At 60.4% G+C, this 13986-nt stretch carries 15 protein-coding genes and 1 riboswitch; of the genes, 11 read left to right on the forward strand and 4 right to left on the reverse strand.

Going from position 1 to position 13986, the window contains the following annotated elements:
* The first annotated feature begins 117 nt into the window (after positions 1–117).
* Entirely contained in the window at positions 118–1935 is a 1818-nt protein-coding gene (locus VE009_RS16805; RefSeq protein ID WP_325009609.1) for a LysM peptidoglycan-binding domain-containing protein, read from the forward strand.
* Between the two features lie 51 nt (positions 1936–1986).
* Here VE009_RS16805 and VE009_RS16810 read toward each other — a convergent pair whose 3' ends face one another.
* The gene (locus VE009_RS16810) at positions 1987–2283 is read right to left on the reverse strand and encodes a spore coat protein (RefSeq protein WP_325009611.1); all 297 of its coding nucleotides are present in this window, start codon (positions 2281–2283) and stop codon (positions 1987–1989) included.
* 27 nt (positions 2284–2310) lie between these two features.
* Positions 2311–2532, reverse strand: a complete 222-nt coding sequence (locus VE009_RS16815; protein ID WP_325009613.1) for a spore coat protein — start codon at positions 2530–2532, stop codon at positions 2311–2313.
* Positions 2533–2671: 139 nt separating this feature from the next.
* On the opposite strand from VE009_RS16815, the gene VE009_RS16820 reads away from it, so the two are divergent.
* The 10 genes from VE009_RS16820 to thiE all read left to right on the forward strand — a co-directional run bounded on the left by VE009_RS16820 (position 2672) and on the right by thiE (position 11716).
* Positions 2672–2920: a YozQ family protein gene (locus VE009_RS16820; RefSeq protein WP_325009615.1), complete on the forward strand. Its 249-nt coding sequence runs from the start codon at positions 2672–2674 to the stop codon at positions 2918–2920.
* 35 nt (positions 2921–2955) lie between these two features.
* Positions 2956–3123 carry a hypothetical protein gene (locus VE009_RS16825; protein ID WP_325009617.1) on the forward strand — a complete coding sequence of 56 codons (168 nt, stop codon included), beginning with the start codon at positions 2956–2958 and terminating at the stop codon, positions 3121–3123.
* A gap of 409 nt (positions 3124–3532) precedes the next feature.
* Positions 3533–4879: a glycoside hydrolase family 68 protein gene (locus VE009_RS16830; RefSeq protein ID WP_325009619.1), complete on the forward strand. Its 1347-nt coding sequence runs from the start codon at positions 3533–3535 to the stop codon at positions 4877–4879.
* 21 nt (positions 4880–4900) lie between these two features.
* Positions 4901–6220, forward strand: a complete 1320-nt coding sequence (locus tag VE009_RS16835; protein ID WP_325009621.1) for a glycoside hydrolase family 68 protein — start codon at positions 4901–4903, stop codon at positions 6218–6220.
* A gap of 87 nt (positions 6221–6307) precedes the next feature.
* Positions 6308–7699, forward strand: coding sequence for a PTS transporter subunit EIIC (locus tag VE009_RS16840; RefSeq protein ID WP_325009809.1), 1392 nt, complete (start codon positions 6308–6310; stop codon positions 7697–7699).
* Positions 7700–7731: 32 nt separating this feature from the next.
* On the forward strand, positions 7732–8232 hold the full coding sequence (locus VE009_RS16845; protein WP_325009623.1) for a PTS glucose transporter subunit IIA: 501 nt from the start codon (positions 7732–7734) through the stop codon (positions 8230–8232).
* A gap of 27 nt (positions 8233–8259) precedes the next feature.
* Positions 8260–9099: a PRD domain-containing protein gene (locus VE009_RS16850; RefSeq protein ID WP_325009625.1), complete on the forward strand. Its 840-nt coding sequence runs from the start codon at positions 8260–8262 to the stop codon at positions 9097–9099.
* A 96-nt stretch (positions 9100–9195) separates the two neighbouring features.
* A riboswitch (TPP riboswitch) is annotated at positions 9196–9296 on the forward strand.
* A gap of 97 nt (positions 9297–9393) precedes the next feature.
* Positions 9394–10209 carry a hydroxyethylthiazole kinase gene (gene thiM / locus VE009_RS16855; protein ID WP_325009811.1) on the forward strand — a complete coding sequence of 272 codons (816 nt, stop codon included), beginning with the start codon at positions 9394–9396 and terminating at the stop codon, positions 10207–10209.
* The gene (gene thiD / locus VE009_RS16860; protein ID WP_325009627.1) at positions 10206–11036 is read left to right on the forward strand and encodes a bifunctional hydroxymethylpyrimidine kinase/phosphomethylpyrimidine kinase; all 831 of its coding nucleotides are present in this window, start codon (positions 10206–10208) and stop codon (positions 11034–11036) included. The genes thiM and thiD overlap by 4 nt, the downstream gene beginning before the upstream one ends.
* Positions 11033–11716 (forward strand): thiamine phosphate synthase, encoded by a 684-nt coding sequence (gene thiE / locus VE009_RS16865; protein ID WP_325009628.1) that lies wholly within the window; start codon positions 11033–11035, stop codon positions 11714–11716. The genes thiD and thiE overlap by 4 nt, the downstream gene beginning before the upstream one ends.
* A 54-nt stretch (positions 11717–11770) precedes the next feature.
* On the opposite strand, the gene VE009_RS16870 is transcribed toward thiE, so the two are convergent.
* A complete protein-coding gene (locus VE009_RS16870) occupies positions 11771–12565 on the reverse strand; it encodes an energy-coupling factor transporter transmembrane component T (protein ID WP_325009630.1) in 795 nt (264 codons plus the stop codon).
* On the reverse strand, positions 12540–13979 hold the full coding sequence (locus VE009_RS16875) for an ABC transporter ATP-binding protein (protein ID WP_414694887.1): 1440 nt from the start codon (positions 13977–13979) through the stop codon (positions 12540–12542). Before VE009_RS16875 ends, VE009_RS16870 begins: the two co-directional genes overlap by 26 nt.
* Positions 13980–13986: the final 7 nt, after the last annotated feature.

Here is a 13986-nt window from a genome sequence, read left to right on the forward strand (position 1 = left end):
GGTCGGCTTTTTCGCGCCGCGCCGCCATGGCGACGAAATGTTCGGGGCACGTCAGCTTCTTTGCCTCCGTTTTCCCGAATACACTGGGAACAAACGGAATAACAAGGAGTTGATCGCGTGCAAACGTTCTATACCGTGAGGGCCGGCGACACCGTGTCGGCCATCGCGAAGCGGTGGGAGCTGCCGACGGCGGCCGTCGTCGCGGCGAACCGGTTGGAGCAGCCGGACCGGATTTTCCCGGGCCAGCAGCTGTCGCTGCCGGGCGGCGTGACGACCGTCGTCGTGCGGCAGGGGGACACGGTGTACGGCCTCGCCCAAGCGTACGGCGTTCCGACGGAAGCGATCATCGAAGCGAACCGGCTGTCGCCGCCGTATACGATTTTTATCGGCCAGGCGCTGACGATCCCGCCGGGCGTCCCGTACTACGTCGTGCAGCCCGGAGATACGCTGTTCGCGCTGGCGTCGAGGTACAACGTGCGGACGAACGACGCCCCGCGGCCGGAGCTGATTCGCGCGATCAACCGGCTGCCGTCCGATACGATCGTGCCGGGCATGCGGCTCGTCATCCCGTACGCGCCGCCGGGCGGCAGCGGCATGGTCGCGTACGTCGCCGATTTCGGCGGCGATTTCGACTTGTGGCTGTACGACCCCGCGACGGGGCGGCCCACCCCGGCCGGCAGCCGGGAGGCGGACCGCCATTCCGTGCCGTATTGGTCGCCGGACAGCCGCCGGATCGCGTTCATCGGGAAGGAGAACGTCCTGATCGTGCTGGACGTCGCACGCCGCACGCTGACCCGCATCGACCAATTGGAGCCGTATACGACGCTGAGCTGGTCGCCCGACGGCACGAGGCTCGCGTATACGAAAGCTGGCCAAATCGTGATGTACGAATTGCTCGCGTTCCGCGCTCGTTCGCTTTCCGCCCCCGGCGCTAAGCACGTCCAATGGTTCCCGAGCGGCGACAGGCTGCTGTACGCGGCTCAGGATGCGTCCGGGAACGACCAGCTGTACGAGGTGCGGACGGACGGAACCGGACGCAGGCAGATCACCCGCAATACCATGGGGCCGATGAACGACGTTCGGCTGTCGCCGCAAGGGGATCGGGCTTTATTTACGTCGCCCGGCGCGAGCATATCGCTGTTGTTCGTCGTCGATCTTCGCACCGGCGCCATTCGGGAGCTCGAGAGCGGACCGCTCGCGAAAAACTATTTCCCCGTATGGTCGCCCGACGGCGCGACGATCGCGTACAGCTCGACCGAGTTCGTCGAACGCAAGGGCTATTTTTCCACGATACGAACGCAGCCGGCGCAAGGCGGAGGTCAGCGCGTCCTCGCGGTGTCCGACTGCTTCGCGACGCCTGTGACGTGGTCGCCGGGGGGGCGGCGAATCGCGTACGTCTCGGGGTGCCGAGGGGAGCAAACCGCAGGGGAGCTGTGGATCGTCGACGCCGCTCGTCCCGCCCCGGTGCGGGCGCTCGTCGGAGCGGGCACGATCACCTCCGTCAGCTGGTCGCCCGGCGCGGTGCCCGACGAACAGTACGCCGTATACCGCAACGCTACTTATCGGGTGTCATTCCCGTATCCCGCCTCGTGGCGGCAAGTGAGCGAAACCCGCTACGAAGGGGATACCGGCTTCTTCGAAATTTCCGCACTGGCGAGCGATCTTCCGTTCCACGAGCTGTGTCAGGCGGAGGCGAATCACCGCTTGAAGCCGTACGGCACATCCCCGCGGGTCGTTCCAGGACGCGTTCAAGGCCAAGAAGCTTGTTACATTTTCCCGTCTGCGGATCAGGCGCCCGAGTTCCGCGGGCAGGCGGCGCTGCTGGTCGTGTATCCGGAGCCGGTCGTCATTAACGGGAACGAGTACCCGTACTTTATTTTGTGGGCCGACCAAAACCATTTGCAGACGATGGCGAACGGGTTGAGGTTTATATAAAACTTGCCGAAGAAAAAGCCAAACCGCGAAGGTTTGGCTTTTTGCGATGCATCAATCGGCCAGCTTCAGCGCGACTTCCGCGGCTTGCAGATCGACGCGCATCTGCTCTTTCGGGTCGAACGGATGGTAGTAGCCCTTTTTTACCATGTACGCCGTAATGGCTTCGTGCGTCAGCGTCGCTTCGTCCAGCTGTTTTTTCAAAATCGCCCGCACCTCCGGATGCGTCGCTTCCCCGATCGCCACGGCATACGTTTTGAGCCCGGTTTTCGACGCAACCAGAAAATCGGTCGCGATCATTTGGTCCGTCATAGACTTCAGTCCCGTAATATTTTCCATAATGGCGTTCATCTCGAATGTCCCTCCTTGTCCCTTGTTTTAATGAACCCGCTGCAGCAAATCCCGAAGTTCCATAATGTCTTTAGCGGAGTTTTTGACGTCGGCTTGCAGAATCGTTTTCAGCTCTTCGTCTTGGGCGAGGGCTTGCATCGTTTTCGATTTGGTCAGGCAGACGTTTTTCAGCGTCAGCACTTCCAGCACCTCGAGCATTTCGTGCGGCGCCAGCGTTTGTTTCGTCGTCGTCGTCATCGGTACGTTCACCTCCTTAAAATCCTCCTATGGTTTCCCCTTCGCGCCGCACGAATATCCTGCCGATGGCGGGCGCCGGACCGTAAAATTTTTCATAACCCGGGGTCGTTCAGGCAACCGTATACGGGAGAGCTACGAGGAGGTTCGAGGCATGGAACGAGAAAACGGCGGATCGACCGCGAACGACGAATTGGCGGACCGCGCGCTGCTGAACAGCTACGGCGAAGTGGCCGAAGCGAAGTACGAAGGATCGGAGCCTGCGGCGGATTCGCAGCTGCAGCAAGGGCTTACGGAAACGTATGAGCAAATTCAAGACGATTACTTCGCCGGCGGCAACGAGCGCACCTTTCTGCGGGACGGCGAAGATTTGGGCAAAACCGACGGGTACGAGCCGCGATAACGGCGGCCTAGATCGAAACGACGGGAGGGACGGCGATGAACCGCGAACGCGAGACGCAGGGCGGCGAACGCGACAAGCCGGAAACGAACACAGCGAAACCGGAGCTGACCGGCGCAGCCTATACGGAGCTCCCCAACAAAGCGGACGGCATGACGAAAGCGGAGGAGTTCACGAATCAGGCCAGCGGCGAACGAACGAAATGAACGGCAGAATCCCCTTAAGCGCTTCGGCGCAAAGAGGGGATTTTTTTGCTTTTCCTTTTGGAAGTTGAAGGAATTCATCGATTCGAGGCGAATCGGGCCGAAAGCTCCGGAATTCGTGAAATTCGTGATGCATTCATTCCGAAATCCGTATATTCGCATCCCCCTTGGATTTTGTGTCCGTGCCGAAACTCCCTTTTATTCGGGAATACAGTACTATTGATTCCAAATGAACGATCACGCTATGATAAGTGGCGAGAACAGCATACGGCGGGATTGTTACTGGTTTGCCAGGCAAGACCCAAAATGTTTTAAGAATGAACGTGCCATCGCGGCGCGCTTTCTTGAAGCGTTTTGGGTCTTTTTTTATCCCCGCCGCATGCTGTCCAACACATCTTGAGGAGGAAAAGTAATGCATCAAGGAATTCGCTCGAAATTCGTTAAGGTGGCGCTGTGCACGTCGGTGCTCGCAGGCAGTCTGGCGACGGTCGGCGCAACCGGATTCGCGAAAGTATCGGAAGATTTTACGGCCGTCTGGTCGCGTCAACAAGCGGAGCAAGTCGCCCTGACGAAAGAAACGACGGCTCCGAATATCGACTTGAACTATGAGTTGGTCGCTCCGGACATGTGGGTCTGGGACACATGGCCGCTGCAAAATCGAGACGGCTCCCTTGCAACCGTGAAAGGCTACCGGGTCGCATTCGCGCTGGTCGCCCCTCATACGTATACTTGGCACGAGCGTCATACGCATGCAAGAATCGGCATGTTCTATTCCAAGAACGGCAAAGACTGGACGTATGCCGGCATTCCTTACGACTATGATAAAGCGTTAGGTCACATGCAATGGGCCGGAACGGCGATGCTGGACGAAAAAGGGAAAGTTCATCTCTTTTACACCGCAACCACGGATATGAACGCGAACGGCGGGAAAGCGTGGGATGAAACGAATTGGACGCAGCGGGCCGAGCAGCGGATCGCCAAGACGACCTTCGACATCGGCGCGGACAGAGACGGCGTACATCTCACGAACGAAGGCAAACACCAGATCATTCTAGAAGCGGACGGATACCATTACGAGACGGTTGAAAACTGGAACGGAAATATCATTCCCGCATTCCGCGATCCGTTTTTCTTCCAAGATCCGAACACCGGCAAAGAATATATTATTTTCGAAGGACAAGCCGGCAGCAACAGAGCTCAATTGAAGCCTGAAAATATCGGCGACGAAGAATACCGTCAGACGCATTCCGTTCCTGCAGGCGCGGAAAAGTACAGCGGTAACATCGGGATCGCGGAAGTTCTCGACCAAGACGTCACGAAGCTGAAGCTTCTGCCGCCGCTGCTCGAGTCGGTCGGGACGAACCATCAGTTGGAGCGTCCGCACGTCGTCGTCAACGGAGACAATTATTACCTGTACACGATCAGCCATACGTTCACGTATGCATCCGGCTTGACCGGTCCGGACGGCGTCTACGGTTTTGTCGGGAAAGGCGGAATCCGCAGCGACTACAAGCCGCTGAACGGCTCCGGTCTCGTCATCGGCAACCCGTCGGACAATCCTTACCAAGCGTATTCCTGGATGGTGCTTCCGGACGAAACCGTCATCAGCTTCATCAACGAACCGCGCGACGAGAACGGCCAAGTGCATTACGCAGGTACGTTCGCGCCGACGTTGAAGCTGAACGTGGACGGCGACAAGACGGAAATCGTGAAAGAAATGCAGCCGGGTGAAATTACGCCGTTCGGCGCAAACCGCTAATTACAGGAGAGGAGCACGGATATGATTCTTCGAAAACGCAAGAAAGCATGGACGATGCTCGCCATGGCGGTCTGCTTCTCCGTCACCGCGATGATGCCGGTCACGTCGCAAGGCGCGGAAACGACCGTGAATTGGACCCGCGAACAAGCGTCAAGAATCGAATTGAACCAAGACAACACGCTGCCGTATTTCGAAATCGACAAGCTGGAGAAACTGGCGCCCGGATATCATATTTGGGATACTTGGCCGCTCATGAACCGCGACGGCTCCACCGCCAGCATCAAGGGCTGGAAAGTGCTGTTCGCGCTATCCGCCCCGAACGACGTTCTGCCGGGCAAAGTTCATGATATCGCTACGATTCGTTATTTCTATTCGAAGAACGGCAAAAATTGGACGTTCGGCGGCGACTTGTTCCCGAAAGGAACGCCGCTCGGTTCCCGGCAATGGGCAGGTTCGGCCATGGCGGACGGGGACGACATCTACGCCTTCTACACCGCTACCGGCCGGGAAGGCGAAGAACGGCTGACGTACGAGCAGCGGCTTGCCCTAGGCACAGGCAAAATCGTCGCCGACCAGAACGGCGTCCGTTTCGAACAATGGGACAAGCATCGCATCATTCTCGAACCGGACGGCAAATGGTACGAAACCTACGAGCAAGCGAAGCAGGGAGAGGGCGGCGGCTATGCGTTCCGCGATCCGATGTGGTTCCAAGATCCGCAATCGGGCAAGGAATACCTGTTGTTCGAAGGCATGTCCGGCGGCGTCGTCACCGAACGCGCCTGCAAACCCGAGCATGCCGGCAGCCCCGAGTTTGCGGCGCCTCCGGAGGCCGTTCATCAGAACGGGAATATCGGCATCGCCGAAGTGACGGGAGACGTGGACCGCGTCACGATGCTTCCTCCGCTGCTCGAAGCGAACTGCGTGAACGAAGAGTTGGAACGACCGCATATCGTCGTCAAAGATAAGAAGTATTATTTGTTCACCGACACGCACATCAATAAATATGCGCCTGGATTGTCAGGCCCTGAAGGATTGTACGGCTTCGTCTCGGATACGCTGATCGGCGGCTACAAGCCGCTGAACGGGAGCGGCCTCGTGCTGGCCAACCCGCCGGAAAACCCGTACCAGGCTTATTCCTGGCTCGTTACGCCGGAGTTGAACGTCGTCGGTTTCGCCCATTTCGGCGATTTGGGCGGCATGGCGATCGGGGATGTCGGCAACCAATCTCCGGAATTCCAATTCGCGCACTGGGGCGGAACGCTCGCGCCTACCGTGAAGCTTTCCATCGACGGAGACCGGACGAAGATCGAGAAGGAATTGCCGCAGGGTTGGATAAAGTAAACAGAACCTGCGGAAACTAACTCATATGTCAATGATGCGCCCAGCAGCCCGCTGGGCGTATTTCCCCTTAAAAAGGAGGAAACCGCGATTCGGGCCGATGCGGACAAGATTGTAAATAAGCTTCTGCCGTTGTTGGGCGGGGGACGAAATATTGAAAGCATGACCTGTTGTACGACAAGGCTTCGCTTAACCCTTCATGACGAAGGAAAAGCCGACATCGCAGAAATAGAAAAGTTAGATCATGTACAGGGAGTATATGTAAGATTCGGACAGCATCAAATCATCTTCGGAATCGGCATCGTCAACAAAGTGTATCAAGCGCTGGAAGAAGCGATCGCGCGGGGGACCGAGACACCTGAGCAGCCGACGGCGGCCGAACGGGAAAAACTTCATCCCTTCGTTGAAATCACGAAGACGGTATCCAATATTTTCATTCCCATCATTCCGGTTATGGTAGCGAGCGGATTGCTGATGGGATTGAGCGGAATGATCAAGTCCTTTCGTTGGACGGTTGACGGAAGCGCGTGGATCCGGTTGCTAGACATTTTCTCGACCTCCGCCTTCATTATATTGCCGATCATCATCGGGTTCAGCGCCGCGAAGCAATTCGGAAGCAATCCGTATTTGGGCGCCGTCATCGGCGGCATATTAACGCATCCGGACTTATTAAACCGTTGGATGCTCATCGACCCGATGCCTGATTATCTCAATGTATTCGGAATGCCAGTTCCGTTGATCGGCTATCAAGGGACTGTTATTCCCGCCATTTTGTCCGTGTATCTGATGAGTAAGGCGGAGAAGGGGTTGCGGCGACTGGTGCCTCGCTCCTTCGATTTGCTCCTTATCCCGTTTGTTATCGTTATTGTTACAGGGATCGTGTCGATTTTGGCGATTGGGCCGTTGGGCGAATGGATCGGTCGTTGGATGACGAACGGCGTTGATTTTATTTACAAGCATGGCGGGGTCGTCGCAGGCATTTTGCTTGGAGGGCTCTATTCATCCATTGTATTTACAGGACTGCACCATGTTTTTCTTACGGTTGAGGTCGGGCTGCTCGCGGACCCCCAAGTAGGAATGAATTTATTGCTTCCGATCTGGGCGATGGCGAATGTCGCCCAAGGCGGCGCTGGACTAGCCGTATTTGTCAAGACCCGAAACCAAAAGCTGAAGAACATCGCGATCCCCGCTTCGATTACAGCTTTCCTAGGCGTGGTAGAGCCTGTCATCTACGGCATGAATTTACGATTAAGAACGCCGTTTATCGGAGCGTCGATCGGCGGGGCGGCCGGCGGCGCTTATGTGGTTTCGAACCATGTGGCGGCGAATTCGATCGGATTAAGCGGCATTCCGATGATTGCGATCGCAGCGCCCTTAGGGGTACCCAACTTACTTCATTATCTCATCGGGTTCGCGGTATCCGCCGTCTTCGGATTTCTGGCTACCTGGATTGTGGGATTCGACGATGTTCAGGAAGAATAGAGGCGGAAGTACATCCTCTTAAGGAGGACGGTATGTTTAACATATGGAAGATCCGGCGCGAACGCAAACCCCAAGAAGTTATTTTTTCTCCCTTAAGCGGAAAAGTTTTGCGAATGGAGGACGTGCCCGACCCTGCCTTTTCGAAGAAGATGGCAGGATGGGGGATCGCCGTCGATCCGTCGGAAGGACGAGTCGTATCTCCGGTGGACGGAGAGGTGGTTCATATCTCCAGAACGAAACATGCCGTATGGATTCGTTCCGGAAGCGGGGTGGACCTCCTGATTCACATCGGTTTGGACACGGTGTACATGGACGGGGAGGGATTTCACACCTGCGTGGAGATGGGGGATCGGGTCGGCGCGGGTCAACCGATCATCGATTTTTCGCTTGAGCTCGTTCGGCGGAAAGCGACGAGTCCGATAACGCCGATGTTGATCGCGAATCCGGACCGGATCGCGCGGGTGGACATCGAATCCCCGGCTTATGCCGAAATGGGAATTACGCCTCTCCTCAGGGTGAGATTTAAATCTTAAGATCGAAGCTCCGCGCAGGGGGAAACTATGAAAATCGACAAGATCTTGAATAACAATGCGATCGTCGTCAAGGATCAGGGGGAAGAAAAGATCGTCATGGGCTCCGGCATCGCTTTTCAAAAGAAAAAGAACGATCCCGTCGATCCTTCCCGAATCGAAAAAGTATTCGTGATGAAAGACGAGTCCAAGCATCGAAAGCTGGAGGAAATCTTATCGACCTTGCCGGAGGAGCATATCGAAGTATCCGAACAAATCATCTCCCGCGCGGAGAAGGAGCTGGGCGTCGTCATCAACGAGCATATTCATATCGCGCTTACGGATCATCTATCGTTCGCCCTGGATCGTCTTGCCAACGGCATGGTCATTCAAAATACACTGTTGAACGAAATCAAGGTGTTGTATCCGAAAGAATTTCAAATCGGCCTGTTTGCGAAAACGTTGATCCAAGAAAAGCTGGGGATCGAGATTCCCGACGACGAGGTCGGTTATATCGCTTTGCATATCCATACGGCAAAAATCAATGCCGGAGAAATGGCGAGGACGTTAAATATTACCGCCATGATCCGAGATATCGTAGACATCATCGAAGGTTGCTTGAATACCGAAATCGCCGAAGACAGCATCGCCTATGAACGGCTGGTCACCCATTTGAGGTACGCCGTGCAGCAGGGAGAATCCGCTGAACCGTTTCGCGAATTGGCGCCCGAGATGGTGCCGATCATGAAAGAAAATTTTCCGGAATCGTATCAATGCGCGGAAAGGGCCGGGCAGTTCGTCAAGTCGGAGTACGGTGTTGAATTCTTGGATACGGAATTAGCTTATATCGCCATGCAAATCCAGAGAATTCGAACCCGAACGATTCTCTAGTCATCCCGAGTATCCGCAGCCGGGCCAATTCGCCCGGGCATCGTCGTCGCCTGCATGAAATAGGTTCCGTCCAGAGGCAAACAATGGTATAATCATAGACATCACTAGGGGTGCCGAATAGGCTGAGACGGCTGCGAGCCGAACCCTTGGAACCTGATCCGGGTCGTACCGGCGGAGGGAAGTGATGCCGCAACTTCGTAGCGCGGAACGCTGGTTCCCGGGCGAAATCAGGCCGCTTTTCTCCGGAAAAGCGGCTTTTTATTTTGTCTGCATAGGGAGAGAGGACGGATGAACATGCATTTGGAAGCTGCCGCCGAGCTGTTGTCGCGCGTGCGCGGCACGAGCCCGCTCGTGCATAACATTACGAACGTCGTCGTAACGAATTTCACGGCGAACGGATTGCTGGCGTTAGGCGCGTCGCCCGTCATGGCGTACGCGAAAGAAGAGGCCGCCGACATGGCCCGCATCGCCGGTGCGCTCGTGCTGAACATCGGCACGCTGACCGCGCCCGAGGTGGAGGCGATGAAGATCGCCGCCGAGGCGGCGAACGAGGCCGGCGTGCCGGTCGTGCTCGATCCGGTCGGCGCGGGCGCGACGCCGTACCGGACCGACACCGCGCGCAGCCTCATGCGCGAGGCGCGCGTTTCGCTGCTCCGGGGCAACGCGGCCGAGGTGGCCAACGTCATCGGCGAAACGTGGGCGATCAAGGGCGTCGACGCCGGCGAAGGCGGCGGGGATGTGCGGGCGCTCGCGCATACGGCCGCGCAGCGGCTGCGGACGACGGTCGTCATTACGGGGAAAGAGGACGTCGTCGCCGACGGCCGCCGCTTGTTCGTCGTGCGCAACGGCCACCCGCTGCTGACCAAGGTGACGGGGGCAGGCTGTCTGCTGACGTCCGTCATCGGGGCGTTCCACGCCGTCGAGCCCGACGCCGTCCAAGCGGCCGCGGCGGCGCTCACGGTGTACGGCGTGGCGGCGGAACAGGCTGCGGAGCTCGCCGGGGAATCGCGGCCGGGCAGCTTCCAAATCGAGCTGCTGAACCGGCTCGCCGGCATCGGGCCGGAGGACGTCTTGGCTCGCGGCGCGCTGACGGAGGTGAAGCTGTCATGAGCATGCGCAAGGCGTTAACGATCGCGGGGTCCGACAGCGGCGGCGGCGCGGGCATTCAAGCCGATTTGAAGACGTTCCAGGAGCTGCGCGTATTCGGCATGTCCGCCATTACGGCCGTCACGGCGCAAAATACGCTCGGCGTGCACGGCGTATACCCGCTCTCCGCCGAGGCGGTCGCGGCGCAAATTCGCGCGATCGGCGAAGATATGGGGACGGACGCCGTGAAGACGGGCATGCTGTTCGACTGCGACATTATCGAAGCCGCCGCCGAACAAATTCGCCGGTTCGGCTGGCGGAACGTCGTCGTCGATCCGGTCATGATCGCGAAGGGCGGCGCATCGCTGCTCCGCGAGGAAGCGATCGACGCGCTGCGCCGCGCGCTGCTCCCGCTCGCGGAAGTCGTGACGCCGAATCTCCCGGAAGCCGAGGCGCTGACCGGGGTCGACGTGCGCACGACGGAAGGGCGCAAACGGGCGGCGCGCGAGCTGGCGGCGATGGGGGCGCGGCACGTCGTCGTCAAAGGCGGCCACGGCGAAGAGCCGGACGCGGTCGTCGATTTGCTGTACGACGGGGAGCGGTTCGTCGAGCTGACGGGCCGGCGGGCGGCGACGTCGCAGACGCACGGCACCGGCTGCACGTTCGCGGCGGCGATCGCGGCGGAGCTCGCCAAAGGCAGCGACGCGGAAGGAGCGGTGCGGACGGCGAAAGCGTTCATCCAAGCGGCCGTGGAGGAGGAGCTCGGCATCGGCGGCGGCCACGGGCCGACGAACCACTGGGCGTACATGGACCGGGAGCGCCGGCGGACCGAAGGAGGCGTCCTCCGATGATCGGGAGCGCGGACGTCGAGCGGCTGCGGGCGCAGCTGCGGCTGTACTTCGTGATGGGGAGCGTTAACTGCGCCGGCGACCCGTTCGAGGCGGCGGCGAAGGCGATCGAGAGCGGCGTGACGATGTTCCAGTTTCGGGAGAAAGGAACCGGTTCGCTCGAGGGCGAAGCGAAGCTGCGCCTCGCGGGACGGCTGCGGGCGCTGTGCCGGGCGAAGGGCGTCCCGTTCCTCGTCAACGACGACGTGGAGCTGGCGCTCGCCGTCGAGGCGGACGGGGTTCACGTCGGCCAGGACGACGAGAGCGTCGCTTCCGTTCGGCGGCGCATCGGCGGCAAGCTGCTCGGCGTCTCGGTCCATACGATGGAGGAAGCGCGCCGGGCGGCGGCGGATGGGGCCGATTATTTCGGCATCGGACCGATTTATCCGACGTCGACGAAGGCGGACGCGAAGCCGGCCGCGGGAACGGCGCTGATCGAGCGACTGCGCGCGGAAGGGTGGACGACGCCGGTCGTCGGCATCGGCGGCATCGACGCGTCCAACGCAGGCGACGTCATTCGCGCGGGCGCGGACGGCGTCGCCGTCATTACGGCGATCAGCCGCGCCGACTCGATCGAACGAAGCGCGCGCGAGCTGCTGCGGGCGGTCGCGTCCGCGCAGCCGGCCGGGCGTTTCGGCGAATAGGCGGACGCAAGAAGGGGCGCCCCGATCGGGGCGCCCCTTCTTGCGTCTCATCCATTATCGAACGTCGACGGAGCCGACGTACGGCCATGCGGCGCCCGCGTACCAAGCGAGGGCGATCAGCGCTGCCATCGCCGCGACGTATGCGGCGTCCCAAGCGGAATACGAAATGCGGTAGTAGTACGTTCTCGGACCGTTCCCGTGGAATCGCTTCGCCTCCATGGCGACGGCGATCCGGTGCGCCCGGCGGATGCTTTGGGCGAGCAGCGGGATCGCGTACTGCCGCAGCGTGTCGTACCAGCCGGCGACGCCGCGCCGGCGGAGGCGGCCGCGAATCTTCAGCGCGTGGCGGCGAATCTGGAACTCCTCGATGATCGCGGGCACCATGCGCAGGGCGGCCAGGAAGCTGTACGCGTACTTCGGCGGCAGTTTCCACTGCTGCATCAAGCCGTAAAACAGATCCGCCGGCTTGGTAGTGAGCGCGAACAACAAGCCGGCCGCCGCGACGGAGACGGAGCGTAGACCCAAGTGGACGCCGCGGACGAAGCTTTCCTCCGTCACGTGCACGAGGCCGAACCGGAACCACGTCGTCGTCCCTTCGCCGAACATCGCCATGCCGGACACGGACGAGACGAAGATGAGCAGGAACGGCGAAGCGTACAGCAGGAGGCGCCGCCACGGATGTCCGGAGCAGACGGCCAGCAGCAGCACGACGCCGGCGGCGACGTTCGCCATGACGTTGACGTTATGAATCGACACGACGGCGACGAATAGCAGCGTCGAGACGATCAGCTTGACGCCCGGGTTGACGCGGTGGACCCATGTTTTACGATGCGGGAACGACCATTCCATGCCCTAACGCCTCCTTCTCCGCGACCGTGACGCGCCCGTCCTCGACATGCCATACTTTGTTGCAGCAGCGGCGCACGATTTCCGGGTCGTGCGTCACCATGACGATCGCCGCCCCTTCGCCGCGGAGCCGCTCCAGCATCTCCAGCAGCCGCATCGTGCTGCGCGCGTCCAGCCCGAACGTCGGCTCGTCGAGCAGCAGCAGCCGCTGGCCCCGGGCGAGCGCGCCGGCGACGCTGAGCCGCCGCTTCTGGCCCGTCGACAGCTGGTACGGATGGCGCCGCCGCAGCGGCGTTAGATCGAAGAAGGCGAGCAGCGATTCCACGGCGGCCGGGTCGGGCCGCTCGAGCGAATAAGCGATTTCGTCCTCCACCGAATCGGCGACGAATTGGAACTCCGGGTTTTGGAACACGAACGCCGCGCGCGCCGCGACGTCCTCCGGGCGGCGCCCGAAGGCGCCGTCCACGACGCATTCTCCGGACGTGCGCAGCAACCGCATGATCGAGAGCAGGAGCGAGCTCTTGCCCGCGCCGTTCTTCCCCGTGACGGCGATCCAATCGCCCGGCGCCGCTTCCGCGAGCGGGGCGGCGATCACCGTGCGCCCGCCGGCGCGGTATCCCGCGAAATCGCGCAGCGCAAGCCGCGGCGCGCCTCCGGCTTCGACGAGGCTGCGCGCCCCCCCGAAGCGCGGGAACGCCTCCCATGCGCCGGGATGCCAAATGCCGTATTCGTCCAGAGCGGCGCGATGCGCCGCGAAGACGTCGGCCGGGGCGCCGTCGGCGAGAATGCGCCCTTCGGGCGTGAAGACGACGACCCGGTCGACAAAATCCAAAATGCCGTCGATCTTATGCTCGACGATCAGCACGGTTTTGTCCGCCGCCGTTCGCCGCACCGCCTCCCACACCTGCTCGGTTCCTTCGGGGTCGAGCAGCGCGGTCGGCTCGTCGAGCAGCAGCGCCTCCGGCTCGAGCGCCAGCGCGCTCGCCAGCGCGAGCCGCTGCTTCATGCCCTGCGACAGCCGCTGGATCGGCGTATGCGGATCGTCGAGATTAAGGCCGACGAGCGCCAGGTATCGGCGAATGAGCTCCGGCATCGCATCGCGCGGCACCGCGCGGTTTTCGAGCACGAACGCCAGCTCTTCGTCGACGTACGGCATGCAAAACTGCGCGTCCGGATCTTGGAACACGTAGCCCCAGCGCTCGGGCCGATGGACAGCGTCGCATTTCATCGGCAGCTCGACGGAATGGGGAACGATGCCCGTCAGCACTTGCAGGAGCGTCGATTTGCCGCAGCCGCTCGGGCCGAGGAGCAGCGCCTTCTCCCCTTGGCGGAACGAAAGGGAGAGTCCGTCGAACACGAGCGGCGCGTCGCCCGGATACTTCAGCTTCAAATTGGTGACGCCAAGCAGCGTGTGCATATCCATC

This window comes from Paenibacillus sp. (assembly GCF_035645195.1).
Lineage (GTDB): Bacteria > Bacillota > Bacilli > Paenibacillales > YIM-B00363 > Paenibacillus_AE.

Excerpts from the sequence above, each read along its gene's own strand:
- VE009_RS16810 (WP_325009611.1), bottom strand. The coding sequence starts at position 2,283 with ATGAACGCCATTATGGAAAATATTACGGGACTGAAGTCTATGACGGAC.
- VE009_RS16820 (WP_325009615.1), top strand. The coding sequence starts at position 2,672 with ATGGAACGAGAAAACGGCGGATCGACCGCGAACGACGAATTGGCGGAC.
- VE009_RS16825 (WP_325009617.1), top strand. The coding sequence starts at position 2,956 with ATGAACCGCGAACGCGAGACGCAGGGCGGCGAACGCGACAAGCCGGAA.
- VE009_RS16830 (WP_325009619.1), top strand. The coding sequence starts at position 3,533 with ATGCATCAAGGAATTCGCTCGAAATTCGTTAAGGTGGCGCTGTGCACG.
- VE009_RS16835 (WP_325009621.1), top strand. The coding sequence starts at position 4,901 with ATGATTCTTCGAAAACGCAAGAAAGCATGGACGATGCTCGCCATGGCG.
- VE009_RS16845 (WP_325009623.1), top strand. The coding sequence starts at position 7,732 with ATGTTTAACATATGGAAGATCCGGCGCGAACGCAAACCCCAAGAAGTT.
- VE009_RS16850 (WP_325009625.1), top strand. The coding sequence starts at position 8,260 with ATGAAAATCGACAAGATCTTGAATAACAATGCGATCGTCGTCAAGGAT.
- thiM (WP_325009811.1), top strand. The coding sequence starts at position 9,394 with ATGCATTTGGAAGCTGCCGCCGAGCTGTTGTCGCGCGTGCGCGGCACG.
- thiD (WP_325009627.1), top strand. The coding sequence starts at position 10,206 with ATGAGCATGCGCAAGGCGTTAACGATCGCGGGGTCCGACAGCGGCGGC.
- thiE (WP_325009628.1), top strand. The coding sequence starts at position 11,033 with ATGATCGGGAGCGCGGACGTCGAGCGGCTGCGGGCGCAGCTGCGGCTG.
- VE009_RS16870 (WP_325009630.1), bottom strand. The coding sequence starts at position 12,565 with ATGGAATGGTCGTTCCCGCATCGTAAAACATGGGTCCACCGCGTCAAC.
- VE009_RS16875 (WP_414694887.1), bottom strand. The coding sequence starts at position 13,979 with ATGCACACGCTGCTTGGCGTCACCAATTTGAAGCTGAAGTATCCGGGC.